16 protein-coding genes are annotated in these 20,541 nt (G+C 60.2%); 8 read left to right on the top strand and 8 right to left on the bottom strand.

The features are described 5' to 3' along the window. Positions 1-37: 37 nt before the first annotated feature. Entirely contained in the window at positions 38-1,426 is a 1,389-nt protein-coding gene (locus tag RHP74_RS11890) for an MBL fold metallo-hydrolase (RefSeq protein WP_311099548.1), read from the bottom strand. Positions 1,427-1,522: 96 nt separating this feature from the next. Continuing rightward, positions 1,523-2,443 carry a universal stress protein gene (locus RHP74_RS11885; protein WP_311099546.1) on the bottom strand — a complete coding sequence of 307 codons (921 nt, stop codon included), beginning with the start codon at positions 2,441-2,443 and terminating at the stop codon, positions 1,523-1,525. A 303-nt stretch (positions 2,444-2,746) separates the two neighbouring features. Between RHP74_RS11885 and ftsH the strand changes: the two genes are divergently transcribed. Beyond that, positions 2,747-4,591, top strand: a complete 1,845-nt coding sequence (gene ftsH / locus RHP74_RS11880) for an ATP-dependent zinc metalloprotease FtsH (RefSeq protein ID WP_010459316.1) — start codon at positions 2,747-2,749, stop codon at positions 4,589-4,591. A gap of 9 nt (positions 4,592-4,600) precedes the next feature. Beyond that, positions 4,601-5,026, top strand: coding sequence for a potassium channel family protein (locus RHP74_RS11875; protein WP_010459314.1), 426 nt, complete (start codon positions 4,601-4,603; stop codon positions 5,024-5,026). A gap of 32 nt (positions 5,027-5,058) precedes the next feature. Here RHP74_RS11875 and RHP74_RS11870 read toward each other — a convergent pair whose 3' ends face one another. Further along, entirely contained in the window at positions 5,059-5,943 is an 885-nt protein-coding gene (locus tag RHP74_RS11870; RefSeq protein ID WP_010459312.1) for a universal stress protein, read from the bottom strand. A gap of 52 nt (positions 5,944-5,995) precedes the next feature. Continuing rightward, entirely contained in the window at positions 5,996-8,368 is a 2,373-nt protein-coding gene (locus tag RHP74_RS11865) for a phosphoketolase family protein (RefSeq protein WP_311099543.1), read from the bottom strand. Positions 8,369-8,618: 250 nt separating this feature from the next. On the opposite strand from RHP74_RS11865, the gene fnr reads away from it, so the two are divergent. Together fnr and RHP74_RS11855 are read left to right on the top strand one after the other, a co-directional pair. Beyond that, positions 8,619-9,362, top strand: coding sequence for a fumarate/nitrate reduction transcriptional regulator Fnr (gene fnr, locus RHP74_RS11860; RefSeq protein WP_311099540.1), 744 nt, complete (start codon positions 8,619-8,621; stop codon positions 9,360-9,362). A gap of 23 nt (positions 9,363-9,385) precedes the next feature. Next, on the top strand, positions 9,386-10,369 hold the full coding sequence (locus tag RHP74_RS11855; protein WP_010459309.1) for a zinc-dependent alcohol dehydrogenase family protein: 984 nt from the start codon (positions 9,386-9,388) through the stop codon (positions 10,367-10,369). On the opposite strand, the gene RHP74_RS11850 is transcribed toward RHP74_RS11855, so the two are convergent. Further along, complete coding sequence (locus tag RHP74_RS11850) at positions 10,359-11,270, bottom strand: universal stress protein (RefSeq protein WP_311100469.1); 912 nt, start codon at positions 11,268-11,270, stop codon at positions 10,359-10,361. The genes RHP74_RS11855 and RHP74_RS11850 overlap by 11 nt on opposite strands. A gap of 228 nt (positions 11,271-11,498) precedes the next feature. Here RHP74_RS11850 and RHP74_RS11845 point away from each other — a divergent pair, with 228 nt between their 5' ends. Next, entirely contained in the window at positions 11,499-12,062 is a 564-nt protein-coding gene (locus RHP74_RS11845; protein ID WP_077749854.1) for a GNAT family N-acetyltransferase, read from the top strand. 53 nt (positions 12,063-12,115) lie between these two features. On the opposite strand, the gene RHP74_RS11840 is transcribed toward RHP74_RS11845, so the two are convergent. After that, positions 12,116-13,039, bottom strand: a complete 924-nt coding sequence (locus RHP74_RS11840; protein WP_010459306.1) for a universal stress protein — start codon at positions 13,037-13,039, stop codon at positions 12,116-12,118. A 211-nt stretch (positions 13,040-13,250) separates the two neighbouring features. On the opposite strand from RHP74_RS11840, the gene RHP74_RS11835 reads away from it, so the two are divergent. Beyond that, positions 13,251-14,150 (top strand): diguanylate cyclase domain-containing protein, encoded by a 900-nt coding sequence (locus RHP74_RS11835; protein ID WP_311099538.1) that lies wholly within the window; start codon positions 13,251-13,253, stop codon positions 14,148-14,150. A gap of 15 nt (positions 14,151-14,165) precedes the next feature. Here the strand turns inward: RHP74_RS11835 and RHP74_RS11830 are convergent, their stop codons facing one another. Beyond that, on the bottom strand, positions 14,166-15,407 hold the full coding sequence (locus RHP74_RS11830; protein WP_311099536.1) for an MgtC/SapB family protein: 1,242 nt from the start codon (positions 15,405-15,407) through the stop codon (positions 14,166-14,168). 273 nt (positions 15,408-15,680) lie between these two features. Here RHP74_RS11830 and RHP74_RS11825 point away from each other — a divergent pair, with 273 nt between their 5' ends. After that, on the top strand, positions 15,681-16,607 hold the full coding sequence (locus tag RHP74_RS11825) for a universal stress protein (protein ID WP_077749851.1): 927 nt from the start codon (positions 15,681-15,683) through the stop codon (positions 16,605-16,607). A gap of 70 nt (positions 16,608-16,677) precedes the next feature. On the opposite strand, the gene RHP74_RS11820 is transcribed toward RHP74_RS11825, so the two are convergent. After that, positions 16,678-18,036 (bottom strand): MATE family efflux transporter, encoded by a 1,359-nt coding sequence (locus tag RHP74_RS11820; RefSeq protein WP_042932146.1) that lies wholly within the window; start codon positions 18,034-18,036, stop codon positions 16,678-16,680. A gap of 413 nt (positions 18,037-18,449) precedes the next feature. Between RHP74_RS11820 and RHP74_RS11815 the strand changes: the two genes are divergently transcribed. Further along, the gene (locus RHP74_RS11815) at positions 18,450-20,417 is read left to right on the top strand and encodes an alkyl sulfatase dimerization domain-containing protein (protein WP_311099533.1); all 1,968 of its coding nucleotides are present in this window, start codon (positions 18,450-18,452) and stop codon (positions 20,415-20,417) included. The last annotated feature ends 124 nt before the right edge of the window (positions 20,418-20,541 follow it).

Here is a 20,541-nt window from a genome sequence, read left to right as displayed (position 1 = left end):
GCCCCCTGGCCGGAAAACCGGCCAGGGGGCTTTTTTATCAGGACGATGAACTTGAAGACGGATCGATGGGCGTGAGCTCGACGCTGTCACGGTATTCCGGCACCGACACCGACCAGCCCAGCTCCAGGCTGATGCGCCGGCGCAAGACATCCGAGGCATTGGGCTCGCCGTGCACCACATAGGTGTGTTTCGGCGGCCGCTTGAACCCGCGCAACCACTCGATGATCTCGTCGGCGTCAGCGTGCGCCGACAGGGTTTCCATCGGCACCACCTCGGCCCGGATTGGCACCTCCTTGCCGTGGATACGCACCGAAGGCGCACCGGCGATGATCTGCGCACCGCGGGTGCCGCCGGCCTGAAAGCCCGGGATCAGCAGGGTATTGAGCGGATTGGGCGCCAGTGCCTTGAGGTGGTGCAGCACCCGTCCTCCGGTCGCCATGCCGCTGGCGGCGATGATCACTGCCGGGGTGCGTTGCTGATCCAACTCGATCGAGTCACGGGTTGCCCGCACAAAATGCGTGCCCTTGCACATGCCTTCGCAGTCCTCCAGCGACAACCGGTGCTCACTGCGAAAACGCTGATACAAGCGCGTGACATCCGTCGCCATGGGGCTGTTGAGGTAGATCGGCAGGTCCGGGATCGCGTGCTGCTGTTTGAGTCGATACAAGTGATACATCAACAACTGTGCTCGCCCGACCGCAAACGAGGGCACCAGGGTGATGCCATGGCGCAGCGCGGTGCGGGTGATGACCTCGGCCAGTTGTTTCTCTGGCGACTCTTCAGGGTGCCGACGGTCACCGTAGGTCGACTCTATGAGCAGGTAATCGGTCTGTTCGATGGTTTCCGGGGCGAACATCAACGGATCGTTCGGCCGCCCCAGGTCCCCGGAACACACCAGCGTGATGCCATCGGCGACGATTTCAACGGTCGCGGCGCCCAGGATATGCCCGGCCCCGCGCAACAGAATACTGAGCCCCGGAACAATCGTGACCCGGTGATGCAACTCAACCGGATGTAACAGCTTCAGTGCGCGTTCGGCGTCCTGCTCGGTATAAAGCGGCAACGCCGGGGCGTGTTTTGAAAAGCCGTGTCGATTGGCGAATTCGGCCTCTTCTTCCTGCAAGCGACCACTGTCTCGCAGCAGGATTTTGACCAGTTCACAGGTGGCGGGCGTGGCATACACCGGGCCGCGATAACCATTGCGCGCCAGCACCGGCAAGTAGCCGCTGTGATCCAGATGGGCATGGGTCAGCACGATGGCCTGGAGGTCGCGAACCGGCAGCTGGAAAGGGTCCCAATTGTGCAAGCGCAGTTGCTTGTAGCCCTGGAACAAACCGCAATCGATCAGCACATGTTGATCGCGATGCTCCAGCAAGTACTTGCTGCCCGTGACGGTGCCCGCAGCACCAAGAAATGTCATTCGCATGGCCGTCTCCTTGAACATTCATGGAAGCGCTATTGATCGCTCCTTTCGGCTCAAGGGCTGTTGATTTTTATCAACTGTGGCGCAACGGGTAGCCGTTCAGTCGAGCCAGGGGCGTGGCTTGACGAACATCAAACTGCACGGTGCGCGGTTCAATACGCTCTCGGCGGTACTGCCGATGAACCGGTCGAGCCCATGGCTATAGGCCGTCCCCAGCACCACCATGTCGAATGCGTGCCGTTTGGCGAACAGCCCGATGACTTTGTGCGGAATGCCGGTCAGCAGGTGTCGGCGTTGCCTGTCGATGCCATAGCGTTCGGCAAGCGCCTCGAAGGCCTCCTCCTGGGCATCGTTGACCGCATCTCTGAGGCTGTCATTCAGACTCAGCGTCGGCACACTCATCGTTGCGTCGCCCACCACCGACCAGCTGCTGACGTTGAGCAGTTGCAAGGTTGAGCCACAGGAGGCCGCCAGCGTCGAGGCCAGGTCGAGAATCCGGTCGTTGAGACCCTGCGTCAGTTCCTCCAGATGGGACAGATCGATGACCGCAAGAATGTTCAACGGCTTGGGATTCCTGGCCTCGGTGACCAAATGCAAATGGGCCGGGCAGTCGCGCAGCAACAGCCAGTCCAGTGGCCGATGGAACGCGCGGTCGAGTGCCGGTACATGGTGGGTGTCCTTGATCACCAGGTCCGGATGGAAATCGTTGACGTACTCAAGCACGTTCGCCCGGCTGGATTTGGCCCAGACCACTTCAGTGGTCACTTGCAACCCGATGCACCGTTGGAACCGAGCCTGCTGCTCCAGCCAGTGACGGTGCACTTGCAAATAGCCTTCCCGCGCCTGAGCCATCGCATCGTGGTCAAACAGTCCGGCAACGGCCAGCACCTGCACATAGTCGAAGGCAACGATGTGCAGCAAGGCACCGGTGGCACAGGCCAGTGCATGTGCGCGGTCGAATGCCGGGGTGCGGACCATCTCGGAAGGGGCAATCAATAAGATACGTTTGATATTCAGCATCACCTACCTCGTCCTGGGATCGACCTATTGCCTTACCGCAAACCCGATTCCTGTCGGCGTTTGTGCAGCTCTACAGGCTGATGGCGGCTGGAAAGCTGTTGTTTGAGTATCAGGCGTTATCCCGTGGTGGCTCTGATCTTTGTCAACTAATGGAAGGCTTTCGGCGGGCGTCCCCATCGACTTCGGGCGCACAGAAGCATTGTTGATTTAACTCAATGATTTTTTGTCGCTCAGGCGTAGAAAACACTGACCAGACTCACGGTTGCGCCATCCCCGCCGCGGCCCCTTCTCTGAGCCACGTCCATGAAAAAAACCCACCAATGGAACCTGTCTTACTTCGCCATCGCGTTTGTCGTGCTGACCCTCGTTCAGTTTTTGTTTATCGAACGGCGTGTGGTGCAGAGCATTCCGTACAGTCAGTTCCTGCAACTGCTGAGCGAACAGAAAGTCAGCGATTTGCGGATCGAGAAGGACCAGATCAGCGGCAAGCTTCAAGAGCCCATCGACGGACGCCTGCAGTTCTCGACGGTGCGGGTCGATCCAGCACTGGCGAGCGACCTCGCGCATTCAGGTGTCGGCTTTACCGGCATCAATGAAAATACTTTCCTGAGTGGCCTGCTGGGCTGGCTGTTGCCCTTTGTGCTGATCATGGTGGTCTGGCATTTCCTGTTTCGCGGGCTGGCGGAAAAACAAGGCATGGGCGGGCTGATGAGCATTGGCAAGTCCCGCGCCAAAGTGTTCGTCCAGCGCGATACCGGGGTGACCTTCGCCGATGTCGCCGGCATCGATGAAGCCAAGGCCGAACTGGTGGAAATCGTTTCATTCCTCAAGGACAAGGCCAAATACTCACGCCTGGGTGCGCACATTCCCAAGGGTACGTTGCTGGTCGGCCCGCCCGGCACTGGCAAGACGCTGGTGGCTAAAGCGATCGCGGGTGAAGCCGGTGTGCCGTTCTTCTCGATCTCGGGGTCTGAGTTCGTCGAAATGTTCGTCGGCGTCGGCGCCGCCCGCGTGCACGACTTGTTCGAACAGGCTCGGGAAGCGGCGCCCTGTATCATTTTCATCGACGAACTGGATGCCTTGGGCAAAATGCGTGGCGTCGGTGCATTTGGCGGCAATGATGAAAAAGAGCAAACCCTCAATCAGTTACTTGCCGAACTGGACGGATTCGACCCGCGTGAAGGCGTCGTTCTACTCGCCGCGACCAATCGCCCGGAAATTCTCGACCCCGCCCTGCTGCGAGCGGGTCGGATCGATCGCCAGCTGCTGATCGATCGCCCAGACCGCAAAGGCCGTCAGGCCATCCTCAAGGTTCATCTTCAAAAAATCGTCGTGGAGCCCACGCTGGACAGCGAGCAGATTGCCGACATCACCACGGGCTTCACGGGCGCTGACCTGGCCAACCTGGTCAACGAAGCGGCCATCGTCGCTACTCGCCGCGGCGCTGATGCGGTCAATCTTGCAGACTTCACCGCAGCGGTGGAACGCATTGTCGCCGGGGTCGAGCGCAAGAGCAGCGTGTTGCGTGCCGACGAGCGTCAGGTGGTGGCCTATCACGAGATGGGGCATGCCCTGGCCGCCAGCAGTCTGCCGGCCATGGACCCCGTGCATAAAGTCTCGATTGTGCCCCGGGCCATTGGCTCGCTGGGCTATACACTGCAACGCCCCACTGAAGATCACTTCCTCATCAGCTGCCAGATGCTCAAGGACCGGATTGCCGTGCTGATGGCCGGTCGAGCCGCCGAATTCCTTGCTTATGGCCAGATCTCCACCGGCGCGGCCGACGACCTGGCCCGCGCCACCGATATTGCTCGTCAATTGCTCACCCGGTTTGGCATGAGCGCCGAACTGGGTCTGGCGGTGCTGGAGCGAAAAACGGCCACCTACCTTGGCGACAGCATGCAGGGCGTCAGTGAGAAAGACTATTCGGAACAAACCGCCAGGGAGATCGACCTGGGCATCCGTGCCCTGCTCGACGAAGCCTACACCCGGGCCAAGGCGTTGCTGCAGAGCCGCCGCACCGATCTGGACGCCGGGGCCCGTCTCTTGCTGGAGAAAGAAACCTTGACCCCTGAAGAGTTCCCCCCGCTTCAGCCCATGAAGCCGGTCCTGACACTCCCCCTCGCCGTGACACTGCGCGATCGCTAGAGGTTCGCCATGCTGGCAGTCACGCTGATCAATACACTGGTGGTGATCATCGTCGTGGTCATCCACTACGAATGCCTGTTACGCCTGAACGACTGGCTGCCCCGCCTGAGACTCTGGAGCCGTTTCAGGATTGTCGTCGGGGTATTCGGGGCCCTGTTTGCCCACGCAACAGAAGTCTGGTGCTTCGCACTGGTCTATTACCTGATGGTGCGTTCCGGCGAATGGGGCACCTTGACGGGTAACTTCGATGGCTCGTTCATGGACTGCGTGTACTTTTCCTTCACCACCTACACGACCATCGGCTTCGGCGATATTTCACCGGTGGGCAACCTCAAATACCTGACCGGCCTGCAAGCCTTGACCGGTCTGGTGCTGATCACCTGGACGGCGTCCTTCCTGTTTCTTGAAATGCAGAAGTACTGGAAGCGCAAATAGCCGGCCCGAAGCACGCAGCCCCCCCGGGGCCTCTAGACCGCCAGCACGTTGCACGGCACCTGATACAAAATGTGCTCGGTGGTGCTGCCCAGGAGCTTGTCGACGCCGGAGGACTGGACCTTGCCCATCACGATCACATCCACCTCGTGTTCGTGGGCAAATTCACTCAACGCCTTGACCGGATGGCCGGACACCAGGTGACGACGATCCGCAGGCACACCGTATTGGCCGGCGAGTTTCACGAAGGCTTGCTGCAGGTCCTTGCGCAGTGCTTTGGTCAGGTCCGCCAGGGTCAATCCATCCATGTCCGCCAGAAAGGCCGCCGAAATGTCACAGGCGTACAGCAAATGCAATTCGGCATCGCACTGGATGGCGAGGCTGTTGGCCTGCCTGATGATGCGGTCGTTCAGCGTATTGTCGGGGAATTCGGTGTCGGACACTTCCACCGCGGCCACGATCTTGCGCGGCCAGCCGTCGCCGCGCCCGCCCACCAGATACACCGGCATCGGACAGTGGCGCAGCAAGTACCAATCCAGCGGAGTGAAAAAGGCGCGCTTGAGCGCAGACTCGTGCTGCACCTGCTTGATCAACAGGTCGGGCTGCATTTCCGTGACGTGATCGAGGATGTCTTGCTCCATATCCTCGGCCCAGGCCACCTCCGTGGTCGCATCGATGCCCTCGCAACGCAGCGTCTCGGCCTGCACCTGGAGCCAATCACGATGGTCTTGCAGGTAGCGCTGACGGGCCTGTTCCCGATCACCTTCCTCCAGCAGCGACAACAATTTGAACGAAGGAATGAAAGCGGCGATATGCAGGCTCGCGCCGCTGGCCCTGGCCAATGCCGCCGCGTGTTTGATCGCCGGGGAATGGCGCAGGGCCGGGTTGATGATGAGTAACAAGCGTTGATACTGGCTCATGATGTGACTCCCGTCAGGTGAACATTCGACACGCACCGCGGCGCGGCAAGACTCAGGGATTTGCCGGCGTCCATTGCCAGTTCAGCACCTCGGGCATGTCTTGCCCGTGTTCGATGAGGTAGAGCTTGTGCCGCTCCATCGTCGACCAGTAGCGCGACCGCGCGGTTTGCAGTTGATCGCGCAGCCGCGGCACCCGCTCGACGACGTCCAGCGCCAGTTGATACCGATCCAGATTGTTGATTACCGCCATGTCGAACGGGGTGGTGGTCGCGCCCTCCTCCTTGAAGCCCCGGACGTGGAAATTGTCATGATTGGTGCGTTTGTAGAGCAGGCGGTGGATCAGCGCGGGATAACCGTGGAAGGCGAAAATCACCGGTTTGTCGACGGTGAACAGCTCATCAAACGCCGAGTCCGACATCCCGTGGGGATGCTGATAGGACGGTTGCAACACCATCAAGTCGACCACATTGACCACCCTCACCCGCAAGTCCGGCACGTACTCGCGCAACAGCGTTACGGCGGCCAGGGTTTCGAGGGTCGGCACGTCACCGGCGCAGGCCATGACCACGTCGGGGTCGTCATCGTTCTGGCTGGCCCACCCCCAGCGACCAACGCCGGCCTGGCAATGGCAAATGGCGGCATCGATGTCCAGCCACTGCCATTCCGGTTGTTTGCCGGCGACGATGACGTTGATGTAATTGCAGCTCTTGAGGCAATGGTCAGCCACCGACAACAGGCAATTGGCGTCGGGCGGCAGGTAGATGCGCACCACGTCCGATTTTTTGTTCGCCACCAGATCGATGAACCCGGGGTCCTGATGGGAGAAGCCGTTATGGTCCTGACGCCAGACATGGGAGGTCAGCAAATAATTGAGCGAAGCAATCGGTTTGCGCCACGGCACTTCGCTGGCGGTTTTCAGCCATTTGGCGTGCTGATTGACCATCGAATCGACGATATGGATGAACGCCTCGTAACAGGACAGCAGGCCATGTCGCCCGGTCAGCAGATAGCCTTCTAGCCAGCCCTCGCACACCTGTTCGCTGAGGATTTCCATGACCCGGCCATCGGCGGCCAAATGGTTGTCGTCCGCCTCCAGTGGCGCCATCCATGTCTTGGCGCTGACCTCATAGACCGCGTCCAGCCGGTTCGAGGCGGTTTCATCCGGGCCGAACAGGCGAAAGTTGTTCGAGGCCAGGCTGTTTTTCATCACGTCGCGCAAAAACGTGCCCAAGACGCGCGTGGCCTCGGCGCGCAGGCTGCCGGGAGCCTCGAGTTTCACCGCGTAGTCGGCAAATCGCGGCAGGTCCAGCGGTCGCAACAACGCGCCGCCGTTGCCATGGGGATTGGCACTCATGCGCCGATGCCCGGTCGGTGCCAGCGCCGCGATGTCGGGCAACAACGCGCCATTGGCATCAAATAGCTCATCGGGACGGTAACTGTGGAGCCATTCCTCCAGTTGCCGCAGATGGATCGGTTGCTGGAAATCGGCCAAGGGCACCTGATGCGCACGGCAGGTGCCTTCGACACGATGGCCATCGACGAATTTCGGTCCGGTCCAGCCTTTGGGGGTGCGCAACACCAACATCGGCCAAAGCGGCCGCTCTGGCGCCTCCGATGACCGAGGCTGGCGCGCGTCGCGCTGGATCTCGCGGATTTTCAGCACCATCGTGTCCAGCGTCCGGGCCAGGGCCTGATGCACCTGCGCCGGCTCATCACCTTCAACGAAATACGGGTCGTAGCCATAGCCATACATCAGGGCCGACAGCTCATCCTCGCTGATTCGGGCCAGCACCGTGGGGTTCGCGATTTTGTAACCATTGAGGTGCAGGATCGGCAATACCGCCCCGTCACGCGCCGGGTTGAGAAACTTGTTGGAGTGCCAGCTCGCCGCCAGCGTGCCGGTTTCGGCTTCACCGTCGCCAATCACGCAGGCGACGATCAAATCGGGATTATCGAACGCCGCGCCATAGGCGTGGGCCAGGCTGTAACCGAGTTCGCCGCCTTCATGGATCGAGCCCGGAATCTGCGCCGACACATGGCTGGAGATTCCGTAGGGCCAGGAAAACTGCCGGAACAGACGAACCAGCCCATTGGTGTCGCGCTCCACCGAGGGATAACACTCGGTATAGGTGCCTTCCAGGTAAGTCTGCGCCACCACGGCAGGGCCGCCGTGACCAGGGCCTGCGACGAACAGCATGTTCAAGTCGTACTGTTTGATCAGCCGGTTGAGGTGCGTATAGATCAGGTTCAGCCCCGGCGTTGTGCCCCAGTGACCGAGCAAACGCGGCTTGATGTGCGCCAGGGTCAAAGGCTGGTGCAGCAGCGGGTTGTCCTTGAGGTAGATCTGCCCGACGGCCAGGTAATTGGATGCCCGCCAATAGGCGTCCAGCCCCTCCAGTTGCTCATCACTGAGGAAATCGCTCATGAAGTTCTCCGTAAAAGATCCGACCGGCCGGCAATCCTTGACCAATTCTGGGAGTCTGGAACGCTCGGGACTTGATTTACATCAAGTATCACCGTCGGCGCTCAAGTTGAAGGGCGTTGAAATGCCATGAAAATCAAACCGTAAGGGACGGTTTTCCCGTTCGTCTATTACCCCGTCAAACGCCCGAATGAAACTCCCCCCCGATGGCTCACCAACTATGCTTAAACGACTCCCAGACGGCGTTCCTCTCATGCCTGAAATTCGTCCCCTGCAAGTTCATCACCTCAAGTCTGCGTGTTCCAGCTGCAGTGTGTTGGAGTTGTGTCTTCCCATTGGCATGACCGGAGAGGAGGTCGAACGGCTCGATACGCTGATCGTGCAACGCTTCAAAGTCAAAAAGGGCGCCGCGCTGTACCGCACCGGCGACCCTCTGCGTTCCCTTTACGCAGTGCGTATCGGCTCATTCAAGACCTGCGTGGTGTCCGTCGATGGCCGTGAACAAGTCACCGGGTTTCATATACCCGGCGAAATGCTCGGTCTGGATGCCATCAGTGCCGATGAGCACGCTTGCACGGCGTTTGCCCTGGAGGACAGCGAAGTCTGCCCCATTCACTTTGCGCAGCTGGAAAAACTGGCGCAAACCCTGCCGTCGTTGCAGCACAACCTCAACCGGCTGCTGAGCCGCGAAATCGTGCGCGATCACAGCATGCTGATGTTGATGGGCAACATGAACTCTGATGAGCGCCTGGCGGCTTTTCTGCTGAACCTGTCCCAACGGTTCAGCATCCGTGGCTATTCATCCAAGGAGTTCGTGCTGAAAATGCGTCGCGAAGAAATCGGCTCCTATCTTGGGCTACGCCTGGAAACCATTTGCCGGGGCATTGCGCACCTGCGGGACCAAGGGCTGGTGGAGATCGCCGGCCGCGACGTCAAGATCCAGGACATGGAAGGGCTCAAGCAGATGGTCGCCGGCTGTCATCGCCAACCTCGCTGATTTCGCCCGCCTGGAGCTTTGTCATGCGCGCCATGGTTCTGTCTGTCCCCGGCCAACCGTTGCAATTGCAAGAACGTCCCATCCCGATACCTGGCCCACATCAATTGCTGCTTAAAGTGCTCGCCTGCGGCGTGTGCCGCACCGACCTGCACCTGGTGGACGGTGAATTGCCGCAAGCCGTGCTGCCACGGGTACCCGGCCATGAAATCGTCGGCGAAGTCACGGCGGTGGGCAGCGAGGTCGCGCCCGACTGGATCGGCCGGCGGGTCGGCGTTCCGTGGCTGGGCTGGACCTGCGGTGAATGCGCGTTCTGTACTTCGGGCCGGGAAAACCTTTGCGACCACGCGCAGTTCACCGGTTGTCACCTGGACGGCGGTTATGCCGAGTACACCGTGGCCGACCAGCGTTTCTGTTTCCCCATTCCCGAGGTGCTCTCGGACCTCCAGGCCGCGCCATTGCTGTGTGCCGGGCTGATCGGCTTTCGCGCGTTGCAAATGGCCAAGGGCGCTCGGCACCTGGGCCTTTATGGCTTCGGGGCCGCCGCGCATCTGGCGATTCAGGTGGCGCGGGGCCGGGGTCAACGGGTATCGGCCTTCACTCGACCTGAGGACAGCGAAGGCCAGGCCTATGCCCGGTCACTGGGCGCCGAGTGGGCCGGCCCGTCGGACCAGCCTCCGCCGCACCTGCTCGATGCCAGCCTGATTTTCGCCCCCGTCGGTGCGCTGGTGCCGCTGGCACTGGCCGTCACTGCCAAGGGCGGCTGCGTGATTTGCGCCGGTATTCACATGAGCGACATCCCCGCGTTCCCTTATCGGCTGCTGTGGGGCGAACGCAGCGTGCGCTCGGTGGCCAACCTGACCCGTGAAGACGGCACCGCGTTTTTCGAAGAACTGCAACACACGCCAGTGCATTGCGACGTCACCCGTTTTGCCCTGGAAGACGCCAACCAGGCGCTCGCCTGTTTACGGGCCGGGCAGTTCAAGGGTGCCATCGTGCTCACCCCCTGACGTTCGACCTGACGGCCAGAATGCTGCCCGGCACCGAGTACAGCGCCCGCTCGGTGTTACTGCCGATCAACCGGTCGATCCCCACTCTGTGCTCCGTGCCCATCACCACCACATCCGCCAGGTAGTGCTCGACGAATTCACTGATCACCGGCACGGGCAGGCCCATCACGAAATGCCGCCGCTCTGGCGGTACACCGTAGCGATCCGCCAGGGCGACAAAGGCCTGGTGCAAGGATTGGCGCAGTTCCTCGATTAAATCCACGTCCCAGCCACCGCTGGCCAACGGCGCATCGCCGTTGAACGCCGGTGACAAGTCGTAGGCGTAAAGCAGGTGCAGCGGAGCGTCGCATTGCAGGGCCAATGTGTTCGCGGTCTGGATGATCGTGTCATTCAAGCCATTGATTTGCGTCGACGGGTCGAACGGGTCCACCGCCGCCACCACCCGGTGCGGCAAGCCGTAACGCGCCTGGTTGACCAAGTGCACGGGCACCGAGCACTCGCGCAGCAAGTGACAATCGAGCGGTGTGATGAACACCCGTTTGAGCAACGGCTCGAAGGTGACATCCTTGATCAGCAGATCCGGCTTGAAATCTTCGACCGTTCGCAGAATGTCCAGCAGCGGATGGGTGGTGAACACCACCTCGACCGTTGCATCCAGCCCCATCTCGTTGAGCCGTTCGACTTCATCGGCGGCCCAGCGACGGTAGCGGCGCAAATAGCCCTGATAGCGTGCGTCGTCGATTTTGTCTTCCCACACATGCACCACCGGCGCCGGCTCGACAAAGGCCCGCACCGCCAGTTCGGCCCCGCTCGCCCTGGCCAGCGCGACGGCCCGCAACATGGCGGGGGACTGATGCAGGGTTTGGTCGGCGATCAGCAACAAACGTTGGTATTGGCCCATCACACACCTCGGCTCGACACCGGTCATCAAACGCCGGCAAGTGTCCAAGACTGCGCTCCTCGCCCCCTCCTCCCGCTTGATTTACATCAAACATGAGCCAATCAACGCCTGCCGTTGCGACTCTCTGATCCAGATCAGATTCAGGCGTCGCCAACGGCGTAGAAAGGAAGTCACCGAACGGCTCGTCATCGTGCCGCCCACCTTTCAAACCGGATGGAGGAATACCCCATGCTGACTGTCAAAGACCACAATGACCGGGCCGCTGCGGCCTATGCCGCCGTCACCGGCAAATACTGGATCGAAGCGCTCAAGGACGGGCGTCATGTGCTGATCCGGCCACTGGCGGAAAAAGACCGCGAACGTGAACGCGCGTTTATCAAGCGCCTGTCGCCCGAGTCCCGGCATATGCGCTTTCTCGCACAAATCAACGAACCCGGCACGGCGATGCTCGACCAGCTGATGGACACCGATAACAAACAGCGCACGGCTTTCATTGCGCTGGTCCACGAAAATGGCCAACTGATCGAGATCGGTGTCAGCCGCTATGCCGCTACGGGGGAACATGAATGTGAATGCGCCGTGACCGTCGCCGATGAATGGATGCACCTGGGCCTGGGCACCTTGTTGATGGAGCATTTGATCAAAGCCGCGCGCAAGAACGGTTTCCGCCAGATGTATTCGGTGGACGCCGCCAGCAACACGCCGATGCGTGACCTGGCCAAAGCGCTGGGTTTCGAAACACACAACGATCCTGATGACACGCGTCAGGTCATTCACCGTCTAGCCCTGTAAAAAATCGTCCCGCGATGTTCAGGCCAACGGTTCATCGCGGGACGATCCAGCCTTCAGGATTGTAAAACCCGGCCCGGCTTGATGGCCAATACGCTGCAAGGCGCCCGATGCAACAGTTGCTCGGCCGTGGTCCCCAACAGCTTGTTCAGCCCCTTGTGCTGCACCGTCCCCATCACGATGACATCGGTGCGGTGCTCAGCAGCAAAATCACAAATGCTCGTCAGCGGCACGCCCTCGATGAAATGGCGATTTTGCGGCGCTACCCCGTGGCGTTCGGCAATCGCCGCAAACGCTTCGTGCTGGGCGCTGCCCAGGGTTTCATAAATCCCGACGGCCAATGGCAGCGCGCCAAAGCCAATGTCCTGGGCATACACGGCCGTCCAGTCATACACATGCACCAGCTCAAGGGTTGCACCACACACGGAGGCCAGCTTCGCCGCGGCGTCGATGATCTGGTCGTTGAACACGTGGTCCTGGTCCTCGCTGCGCAACACATCGATGATGGCCAGCACGTTGTGCGGCTTAGGGTTGACGGCGTTGGTCACCAGGTGCACCGGCACCGGGCAATCGCGCAACAACTGCCAGTCCAGCGGCGTGAAAAACACGCGCTTCAAGGCTGACTCTTCCTGCGCATCCTTGATGATCAATGCCAAGGACATCTCGTTGACGAAATGCAGGATCTCCTCATACGGATGCTGCACCCAGACCACCTCGCTGGTGACCTCGACGCCGTGCTTTCTCATCAGCGCGGCTTGCTCGGCGAGCCATTCCCGATGGGTTTGCAAATACCCGTCACGGGCCAGGCTGATCTGTTCGGGGGCGAACAACCCCGCCACCGCCAGGGCCTGCAAATAATCGAAGGCGACGATGTGCAAGGGCATCTGCATGGCCAGCGACAACGCGGCGGCACGGTCGAAGGCCGGCGTGTGGGTCATGTTTTGGGGAGCGATTAACAGTAAACGCTGAGTCTGCGACATGGGGCACCTCGGCACGTGGTCGTATCAATGGAATGAACAGGTATTCAGAGTGAGCGTTCCTGCTTCGGGCAACTTGATCTTTATCAGCTATAACGCGCGTTTTTGATGCCCGTTGCGTCCGTAAAAGTTGATTTTGATCAACAGATTCCCGCCCCCTTCCTCTTAGCCTGAATCAAGGCCTGATGCGTCCAGGGCTACATGGGAGGGGGCAATGATCGAATATGACCAGCAGGTGTTGGCAAGAGCATGGGACGCTGCGACTAACCCGGTGTTGATCACCGAGCGCACGGGGTGCATCGTCTGGATCAATAATGCGTTCTGTCGCTTGAGCGGCTATTCCAAGCCGGAGCTGGTGGGGAAAACCCCGCACCTGCTGTCTTCCGGTCGACAAAGTTCCACCTTCTACCGTGACCTGTGGCTGACGATTCTGGCGGGCCTGCCCTGGCAGGGCGAAATGGTCGAGCGACGCAAGGACGGCGCCAGCTGCACGGTCAATCAGATCATCACCCCCGTGCTCGACCCTCATGGCGTGGTGACGCATTTCATCGCCATCCTGCACAATTTCAAGGTCACGGATGAAGAACGCGCCAACATGCAGCAACTGGCGTTCCATGACGCCCTGACTGGATTGCCCAACCGCAGTCTGTTTCTGAACCTGCTCAATCAGGCGATCAACCACGCCACCAAACACCAGCGGCCACTGGCGTTGATGTTTATCGACCTGGATCACTTCAAATCGGTCAACGACACGTTGGGACACGCCTGTGGCGACAAGCTGCTGGTGGCCGTCGCCGAGCGCCTGGGCCAGTCCGTGCGCAGGTCTGACGTGGTCGCTCGCTTGAGTGGCGACGAGTTCGCAATCCTGATCACGTGCATGGAACAAGCCGACCAGCTTGAAGCCCTGGCCAACAAGCTGATCGCCGCGATCGGTGAGCCGTTCATGATCGATGCGCACCGCGTCAACACGGCCATCAGCGTCGGGATCAGCCTGTTTCCTGCCAATGGCGCAAGTGTCGAAGACCTGCTCGAACAGGCTGACGGGGCCATGTACCTGGCCAAGCGAGCCGGTGGCAACGCCTGCCGCTTCAAACGACTGTCGCCCGATGACTAGATCGCAAACAGGGCCTCAGAGCAACCAGAGGCCCGCCCACATCGCCAGTGTCAGCAACACCTGGCCGGGCACCACATACACGGCGAACCGGCGCCCGCCGCTGACCCAGGCCACGACGCATTTGCTCAGGGAATTGCTGCTGATCGCGAGCAGCACAGGCGCGGCAATGACATCAAACGGCAACAACCCGGACTTGGCCAGGGCCGCAATCGAGGCCGTCGAGGCATGCGCATCGGCGAACCCGGTAAAGACCGCCGTCAGCATCACCCCCACCTCGCCGAAGTAGTTGAGCATCATCGACGACAGAAAGGTAATACCGGTCATGGCCAGCGCGACCACAACGGCCAGCTTGAGGTTGAAGGCCCCACCGACCTTGATCGGCTGGCTGGGGCCGGCCACCGGCTTGTGAAACATCAGCCCCAAGCCATAGAGCGCGGTGGCGATGGTCCCGCACAACAGCGGTCCCCACACGTGACGCAGCAGATCGGGTTCAACCGCCCCCAGGATCAGGCCGACCTGCGTGAAGGTGGCCAGGTTGGAGAAAATCGCCGCCGCGCCGAGGATCTTGATGTTGCCGGGCTCCGCGCTGACCCGATGCCCCATCGTGGCGATGGTCACAGTGCTGGAGGCAAACCCGGAGGCGATGGCACTGAGCGCATAGCCGTAACGGCTGCCGAGCGTTCGCACGGCAATATGGCCCACTGCGCCTATCGCCATCAGCAGCACGGTCAAGGCGCAAATGGTTCGCAGGTTGATTGCCGAATAGGGGCCGATGAAGCGGTCCGGCGCCAACGGCAATACCACCAGCACCGCCACCAGCAGCACCAGCGCGTCGCGCATTTCCGCCTCGGTCAATTGACTGCGCGCAAAGTGATGCAATTTCTGCCGATACGCCAGCAACCCCGCCATCGCCACACCGATGGCCGTGGCCAGCGCCGGCGCGGTAACGCACAACCCGCCCAGCACCAACACCGTGAACAAGGCCACTTCGCTGGTCACGCCCGGGTCATCGCTCAGGCTGCGCCAGTACGCCACCGTGACCAGCAACGCCACACAGGTGGCCATGATCCCCAACAGCAAGCCGCCGCCCACTTGCATCGCGCCATACCCCAGCAACGCGGTAATCGCGAACGTGCGCAAACCGGCACAGGCACGGCTGTCCCCTCGCCCCTTGTGCCGTTCGCGTTCAAGGCCGATGAGCATGCCGATCCCCAGCGCAGCCGCCGCGCCGGTCATGCCGCCGAGGGTTTCATTCATTGGACTCTCAATCCGGCCAGGCCGGGGGGATCTGCATTCAATTGACGCCAGCGTGCGCCAAACCGTTCATGCCCAGGTTGATCATGATCAACCTCTCCGAGTATGGCCCAGGCAACCAAACGTCGGCCGCCCTCGCGCCGACACGCGCAGGTTTGACAAAGATCAAGCGGCCCATCCTCACCATTGCCACTATGGACTTCAGGTAAACGCTCCAGCCAACCCTCGCGGCCACTTCAGGCCTGCGTCTGTGTGAAGACCCAAGGGAGAATTGTCATGACCGAACAAGCACGCTTCATGCTCATTGCCTCGCCCCTGATGGAAAACAGCCCCGCGTTCGACCGGGCCGCCGCGCTGGCCAAGGCGCAAGACGCGGCGCTGCACATCGTCGCGTTCGATTTCCTGGAAGGCCTGGCCACCGCCAGCCTGGTCAACCGGGACGCTCTGGAGCAGATGCGCCTGGGGTACGTCGAGCGCCACCGCCAGTGGCTGGAAGATCAGGCCCGGCCCTTGCGCAAGATCGGCGTGACCGTCACCACGGAAGTGGTCTGGGTCGAACGTCCATTGCAGGAAATCCTGATCCACCTCAAAGAGCAGCCGATGACCCTGGTGATCAAGGCGCTGCAACACGAATCGCTGCTGTCACGGATGATGTTCACGCCGCTGGACATCCACCTGCTGCGCGAATGCCCGGTGCCGCTGCATTTTGTCAGCAACGTGCAACACGCCTTGCCGCGCCGGATCGTCGCGGCCGTCGACCCGTTCCATCGCGATGGCCAATATGAAGGCTTCAATGACCGCATCCTGCATGAGGCGGTGAAGCTGGGCACGGCCTGCAACGCCCAGGTCGACGTGGTGTACGCCTATGACCTGTCGTCCATCGGCGCCGATGAGTTCGGTTTCGGCGACGCCACCAAATTCTTCTCCTCGACCAAGGCCAAAACCCTGTTCGACGCCCAAGGTGAAGCCTTCAACGCGCTGGCCGAACGCAACGGCATTCCGCCGGAACAGCGGCACATGGTGATGGGCAACCCGGCCAAAGTCCTGTCCAGTTATGCCGATGCCTACAACGTCGACGTGATCGTCATGGGCCGGGTTGGCCACCGCGGCATCGGGCGGCTGATCGGCAGCACGGTGGAACACCTGCTGTACAAAATGCCGTGCAGCGTGTGGGTGGTATCGCCGGAAGTCATCGAGGAATAAGCAACGACCGCGCGCCATCCAAAAAAATGGGCCGCCGTTTGCACGGCAGCCCATTTTTTATGGCGCGGCGCTACACCAACCGCTCGATCGCCTGATGCTTCCAGACCTTTTTGTAATACGCCGTCTGCAACACCAGCATGCCCAGGTACGCCACGGGAAAGGCCATCCACACGCCCTGCAACCCAAACTGCCCGTCAAGCACATACGCCACCGGCAACTGCACGCCGACCACGCAGAAAATCGAAATCGCCATTGGCACCAGCACCGAACCACTGGCGCGCATGATGCCGCCGACAATCGCCTGGAAGCCAAACACCAACAGGCTCCAGAGCATGATGTGCAGCAGATGCTCCGCCATCGCCCGGGTCGAATCCTCGGTGAGAAACAACCCCAGCAACCAGTGCGACAGCAAATACCCCAACACCACCAGACCACCGGTCAGGCACACATTGATCAACAGCCCCGTGCGCAAAATCGGCCCCATGCGCTCAAGCCGCCCTGCCCCGATCGCCTGAGCGCCAAGGATCGACGCGGTGATCGCAATCGACAACGCCGGAAACTGCACGTAATTGACGATCTGCGTCACCGCCCCATACGCCGCCGTCGCCTGTGAACCGTGCCGATTCACCAGCGCCAGAATCACCAACTCCGACACCGACAACACCACCATCTGCAACCCGGTCGGCAAACCGATGCGCAACACCTTGCCGAGAATCACCAGGTCCAGGCGCATCGCCGCAAACATCTCCCGATCCGGCGCCAACGGATGCCCCTTGCGAATCAAGCGCCACGCCAACCAGCCCATCGCCGACAAATTCCCCGCCAGCCCCGCATACGCTGCACTCTGAATCCCCATCATCGGCAACCCGAACCACCCCCGAATCAACGCCGGCGTCAGCGCCAACCCGATACACGTCGACACCACCAACGCAATCAACGGCGACACCGTATCGCTGACCCCGCGCAGCAGCTGAGTGAACAGCACGTAGACCAGCAACGACGGCATGATCCACATCATCACGTGGGCGTAAGACACCGCATCGTCAATCACGTCGGCCGGTGTGCCGAGGCCTTGCAGGGCGGGCCGTGCGAAGACACTGCCCAAAATCGCCACTACCAGTCCGATCATTGCGCCCAAGAGCAACGTGGTGCCGGCGATGGTTTTCACCAAGTGCGGCTCGCGCGCGCCCCAGGCTTGGCCGATGAGCACGCCAGCACCTGCGCCGAGGCCAATGACCAGGGCGATGAAGAAGAAGACGATGGGGAACATGCCCGACACGGCGGCCAGGGCCTGGGTGCCGAGCATTTGGCCGATGTAGATGCTGTTGATGGTGCCCGACATGGATTGGAGGAAATTGGAGAGGACCATGGGGGCGAGGAAAAGGAGGTAGGTTTTCCAGAGGGGGTGTTGAGGGGCTGGGGTTTGCATTGAGGGTCCGTCTCGGGGTGGGCGCGGTTTGGGAATTCTACGCTAGGGGGCTGGGCACTGCCCTTTCGATTTCGCGGATTTGAACGCGTGAGTGATGTGTGCTTTCGGCCAGAAGCTGCCTGTCAATTCCACGGGCGTTCTCCCGTCCTCACTAACCGCATACACGATCACTGACTGCTTGATTTATCTCAACTCTGCAGGCCTTGGCGTCGTAATACTCCAAGGGTAAACACAATAAATGCGGACCAGGGTGCGGAGCTAGAGTATCGAGTCAGTGGAGCACCGTCGCACAGCCCCCAATGCGCCATGCAGCCACCCTGTTATGACCTGCGTTTTTCATTTCTTTGTACGAAATTATTCCCGACGTCAGAAGCTGTTTCGGGAGTGTGCTTGCAAACATGAGGAGACACGACATGCTAGCTCTGCTTCCCAGACAAATAGTACTCGCGGTGTTATCGAGTTGCGTGGTAATCGGCGCGGTGCAGGCCGCACCTAACGACGCCACCGATGCAACTCGAAAAGCCAACGATGCTTTGCTCAGCTATTTGCCCTTTGCCAATAAACAAGACTTCGACGATGCGAACCACGGCTTCGTTGCCGATTTACCCAGTCCTGTGATCAAGGGCGATGCAGGCAATACCGTTATCGACCTGTCTCAGTACGACTTTCTCAAGCAAGAAGGCCCGACACCGGCCACCGTCAACCCGAGTCTGTGGCGGCAATCGCAGTTGCTAACGATTCGAGGGTTGTTCAAAGTGGTGGATGGCATCTACCAGGTACGCAATATCGATCTGGCCAACATCACCTTCATCCGTGGCAAGACTGGCTGGATCGTCATTGACCCACTGACTTCGGCGGAAACAGCCAAAGCGGCGCTGGGGCTGGTCAATGACAAAGTTGAAAACCTACCAGTGTCTGCCGTGATATTTACTCACTCGCATGTTGACCACTTCGCTGGCGTGCGCGCGATGGTCGACGACGCCGATGTGAAGTCCGGCAAAGTGCCGCTGATCGCCCCTGAAGGCTTTATGGAAGAAGCGGTCAGTGAAAATGTGTTTGCCGGCACCGCGATGAGCCGTCGCGCTTCTTACATGTACGGCAATCTGTTGCCAAAAGACCCCAAAGGTACGGTCAGTGGTGGCTTGGGTATAACCACAGCAGCAGGCACCATCACCCTGCTCGAACCGAACAAACTGATCGAGAAAACCGGAGAAACACTCACCGTCGACGGGATCGAGGTGGTGTTCCAAATGGCGCCCGGCACAGAAGCTCCGGCCGAAATGCTGTTCTACTTCCCGCAATTCAAAGCCATTGACTTGGCCGAGGATGGCAACCACACCTTGCACAACATTCTGACCCTGCGTGGTGCAAAAGTTCGCAGCGCGCAAAAGTGGGCGAGTGCCCTGGGGCAAACCATTGATCTGTGGGGGGCGGATGCCGTGGTGTCGTTCGGTAGCCACCATTGGCCGCAGTGGGGTAATGATCGCGTTGTGCAGCATCTGGAGAAACAGCGCGACCTCTACAAGTACATTAACGATCAGACGCTGCGCATGGCCAACCAGGGCATGACCATGAACGAGATCGCCGAGGCGTTCGTCCTGCCTGACAGCCTGGCGAAAGAGTTCTATAACCGCGGCTACTACGGCAATCTCAAACATAACGTGCGCGCGACCTATCAACTCTACCTGGGCTTCTGGGACGGTAACCCGGCCAACTTCGATCCATTACCACCAACCGAGGAGGCTAAGAAGTACGTCGAAATGGTGGGTGCCGACAAGATGGTCAAAACCGCTCAGGATGCCTATGCCCAAGGCGACTACCGCTGGGCGGCGACTGTCGCCAACAAGGTGGTGTTCGCCGATCCGAAGAACCAGGCTGCTCGTTCTGTCGAGGCTGACGCCCTGGAACAGATGGGTTACCAGGCTGAATCGGGACCTGCGCGTAACTTCTATCTGTCCGGCGCCCAAGAACTGCGGGGGGGCGTCAAGAAAATGGTCACGCCCAATACCAGTTCACCTGACATCATTCGCGGCATGACCACTGAAATGTTTCTCGACTTCCTTGCCATTCACTTGAATGGCCCGAAAGTCGGCGAGAAGTCCTATACGTTCAACCTCAACTTCCCGGACACCAACGCCACGTACGTATTGACTGTAAAAAACGGCGTCATGAACTACAAAAAAGGCAAGCCATTGGATAAGACCGACGGCACGGTCACTCTTAACCGGACCACCCTCGATGACATCGCCTTGGGCAAACTGAAACTGGGCAACTTATCGGACAGTGGCGAAGTGAAAATCGAAGGCGACAAGGACAAATTTAAAGACATGCTGACCCATTTCGACAAGTTCGACTTCTGGTTCACCATCGCGGAACCGTAGCGCTTATGCGCTTGGCACTCAGGCAATGGGTTTGATTGGTTTGCCTGATGAATCTCAGAGGGTGCGCTATGTATCGAAGCAGCCACGCTTGCCGACTGAATATTGCTCCATTGATCCTTGTTTT

Source organism: Pseudomonas sp. SG20052 (genome assembly GCF_031766055.1).
In the GTDB taxonomy this organism is placed as follows: domain Bacteria; phylum Pseudomonadota; class Gammaproteobacteria; order Pseudomonadales; family Pseudomonadaceae; genus Aquipseudomonas; species Aquipseudomonas mandelii.
The sequence above is the reverse complement of the archived record's forward strand: the minus strand, read 5'-3'. Positions and strand labels throughout refer to the sequence as shown.